Here is a 2,630-nt window from a genome sequence, read left to right as displayed (position 1 = left end):
TGGTCGAGAGCTCCAGGGTGTCAGCAGGCAGCGCGTCGACGAAGGTCGTGAGCGCGCTGGCGACATCACCCGATGCCGTGCCGGGTAGCGCACTCAGTTTGTCGACAGCGGCTTGTTTGTCTGCAGTCCAACTGTCGATATTTTCCGCTGATCCGGGTCCCGCAGCAACCAGACCGACGAACGCGTTGTGGTCGGTGGCGAATGTAGTGCAGACGTCGGTGTTCTCGCCGGACGCCGCGGACTCGTCGCTGCTGCAGCCGGCGGCGAGGCCGAGAGCGAGGATCGCCCCTGCGGCTGCAACTGTGAAACGGGCTTTCGAGTGCATCGTTGTTTCAGTGCCTCTCTGTACAAGTCGAACTACCGTGTGCCGAACATAGTTCAGGCCCGCACGGAGTGATCCGTGCGGGCCTGAAACTTGTCTCGATTTACAACAGGTGATGCGATATCACCGGGCTACAACCGATTCGGAAATCAGTTGAGGCGAACCGGGACACCGTAGGTGACAGCGACGTCACCCGTTGCGCTGGTCAGCGAAACGTACGGACGGATGGTGACGTTGCCAAGGATCTTGGTTGCCGTTCCGTGCAGGTTCGCGATCTGGATGGAACCGGTAGTGCCAGCTGCGTCGCCCTCGGAAGAAGTGAGGTCGGCCTCTTCACCGACGACAGCAACTGCGCTCTCGGACTGCACGACACCCGGGCCGGTGCCAAGGTTGATGAAGCCGGTTGCCTGAGGAATCAGGTCGACGCCGATGTCGAGGCCGCTGCCGGAGGTGCCTTCGAGTTCAATGCCGTCGCCCAGGTCAAGACCGGTTCCGTCGAACGGAATCGTGCCAGTGACTGTGGAAGAGTTGCCGCTCGAGATGCCGAGGCTGGCGGTGGGCGAAGCCCACTCGACATCGATGCCGCCGTCGAGGCTCATCGGGTAGCCGATCTGGTAGCCGATCTTGATCGTGCCCTCGAAGTCGTCCGCCGAGGGGCCCTGGACGTCCCAGCTTGCCCGACCGTTGGCGAACCACTCACGGGTGAGCGGGCTGCCGTCGAGCGGAGCTACACCGTTGATGAAGGTGTCGGACAGCGTCACCGTGACGGTGTTGCCGTCAGCGTCGACGATCGAGTTGGAGCTGTCGACAGCGGCTGAAGCGGTTCCGGTACCGAGCACCAGGCCGACTACCGAAGCGCCGGCAGCAACTGCAACGCTCATGGACTTGAGTCCCCGGCTGCGCCGCGACTTCTGGATCTCCGTCATTTATTCCTCATCATGTTCAGTCCCAGCGCGGTGTCGCACGGGGAAGCTTGTGGCTTTCACCCTCGAACTAGATCGGACGCAACGATGCGTACGAGCCCGAGCCGGATGGAGCCGTGAAGGCCACATCCTCGATCCTGCAGTCCCGTGGTTGAGGGCGCGGTACCGGTCGGTCCCACGCCCTCGTTGTCGGAAGCTGAGGGGAACATTAGAGGAGATGCCTGATCGTGACAATCCCTACGGTTGCGAGCGGAATGTTGCTGTCGCGTGATGTGTTTCGGCGGCGTGAACAACTTTCACACCCGAATTGGTGGTAACCCGCGTCACACCATCTCCCGATGACGCCAAACCGTTACACACGGGATCGCTGAGTAAAACTGCCCTGATATGGGCCGACGGTGATCTGAGCCTGACCGATACGGGCAAATCGTCGCACTTGCGAGCAATCGAAACGGGCAAAAATCATCCCCGCACACGGAGTCGACGCCCCGCTCGGCCGCTAACGACAGGTAAACGAGTGACTAACAAGTCTGTGATTCCGGACCGTAAAATGTGTCGTGGATCACATCAGAAGTAATGAGGTGGTCGCTGTTGCTTCAACCATTCGTCCGAGGACCGGCCGCCGGATTCGGTGCCCGCACCGTCGCTTCGCTCGTCTCCGGTCGTCTCCGGCAGAACTTCACCGAAGATGCGAGCGAGCCGGGCCCGTTCTGCTCGGGCCCGGCTCGCGTCGTCTTCGGCCGATCGATCGTCGTTCGGCTTTTCGCTCATCGGTATCGCTATGCGTCCAATCCGGACAGCTCGGCGATGACCTGACTCGCCAGCGGCGTCAGCGTCGCCATTCCGTCGCGAATCGCAGCCCGCGACGAGGCCAGGTTCACCACCAGCGTGCTTCCGGATACACCGACAAGTCCACGGGACAGGCCGGCGTCCAGCGAACCGGCTGCCAGTCCCGACGAGCGCAGTGCCTCGCTGATACCCGGAATCTCGCGGTCGAGCACCTCCGCGGTGACGTCGGGAGTGACATCGCGCGGCGAGACACCCGTGCCACCGATGGAGACCACCAGATCGACACCGCCGATCACCGCGGTGTTGAGTGCGTTCCGCACATCCACCTCGTCTGCCGTCACCGCGACGACACCGTCGACGAGGAAACCTGCCTCGGTCAGCAGTTCCGTGACGAGCGGGCCCTTCGAGTCCTTCTCGGTGCTGTGCGCTGTTCGGTCGTCCACGATGACGACCAACGCGCGCCCTGCCAGTGGTGCGTCGAGTTCCATACCGCTCACCGTAGTAGTAAGGCCTCCACCCGGCTCACGCTGTGCGTAAATCGTTGCAACCGTTCCGTGCCTGCCTGGTTCTCGTAACATCAGCGACCGCCCGGGAAC

The 2,630-nt window shown here is 62.4% G+C and carries 4 protein-coding genes; all 4 read right to left on the bottom strand.

Going from position 1 to position 2,630, the window contains the following annotated elements:
• Positions 1–325 (bottom strand): hypothetical protein (locus tag A2J02_RS10140; RefSeq protein WP_068049745.1); only part of this gene is annotated, 325 nt, incomplete at its 3' end.
• Between the two features lie 146 nt (positions 326–471).
• Positions 472–1,248 carry an MspA family porin gene (locus A2J02_RS10135; protein WP_068049743.1) on the bottom strand — a complete coding sequence of 259 codons (777 nt, stop codon included), beginning with the start codon at positions 1,246–1,248 and terminating at the stop codon, positions 472–474.
• A 564-nt stretch (positions 1,249–1,812) separates the two neighbouring features.
• Positions 1,813–2,016, bottom strand: a complete 204-nt coding sequence (locus A2J02_RS10130; protein ID WP_068049741.1) for a hypothetical protein — start codon at positions 2,014–2,016, stop codon at positions 1,813–1,815.
• Between the two features lie 8 nt (positions 2,017–2,024).
• Positions 2,025–2,522, bottom strand: coding sequence for a MogA/MoaB family molybdenum cofactor biosynthesis protein (locus tag A2J02_RS10125; protein WP_037191958.1), 498 nt, complete (start codon positions 2,520–2,522; stop codon positions 2,025–2,027).
• Positions 2,523–2,630: the final 108 nt, after the last annotated feature.

Source organism: Rhodococcus sp. EPR-147, assembly GCF_001647185.1.
Lineage (GTDB): Bacteria > Actinomycetota > Actinomycetes > Mycobacteriales > Mycobacteriaceae > Rhodococcoides.
Note: the sequence above shows the minus strand (reverse complement) of the source record. Positions and strands in the feature narration are given on the sequence as shown.

Bases quoted from the DNA above. Each gene is read 5' to 3' on its own strand.
- A2J02_RS10135 (WP_068049743.1), bottom strand. From the start codon at position 1,248: ATGACGGAGATCCAGAAGTCGCGGCGCAGCCGGGGACTCAAGTCCATG.
- A2J02_RS10130 (WP_068049741.1), bottom strand. From the start codon at position 2,016: ATGAGCGAAAAGCCGAACGACGATCGATCGGCCGAAGACGACGCGAGC.
- A2J02_RS10125 (WP_037191958.1), bottom strand. From the start codon at position 2,522: ATGGAACTCGACGCACCACTGGCAGGGCGCGCGTTGGTCGTCATCGTG.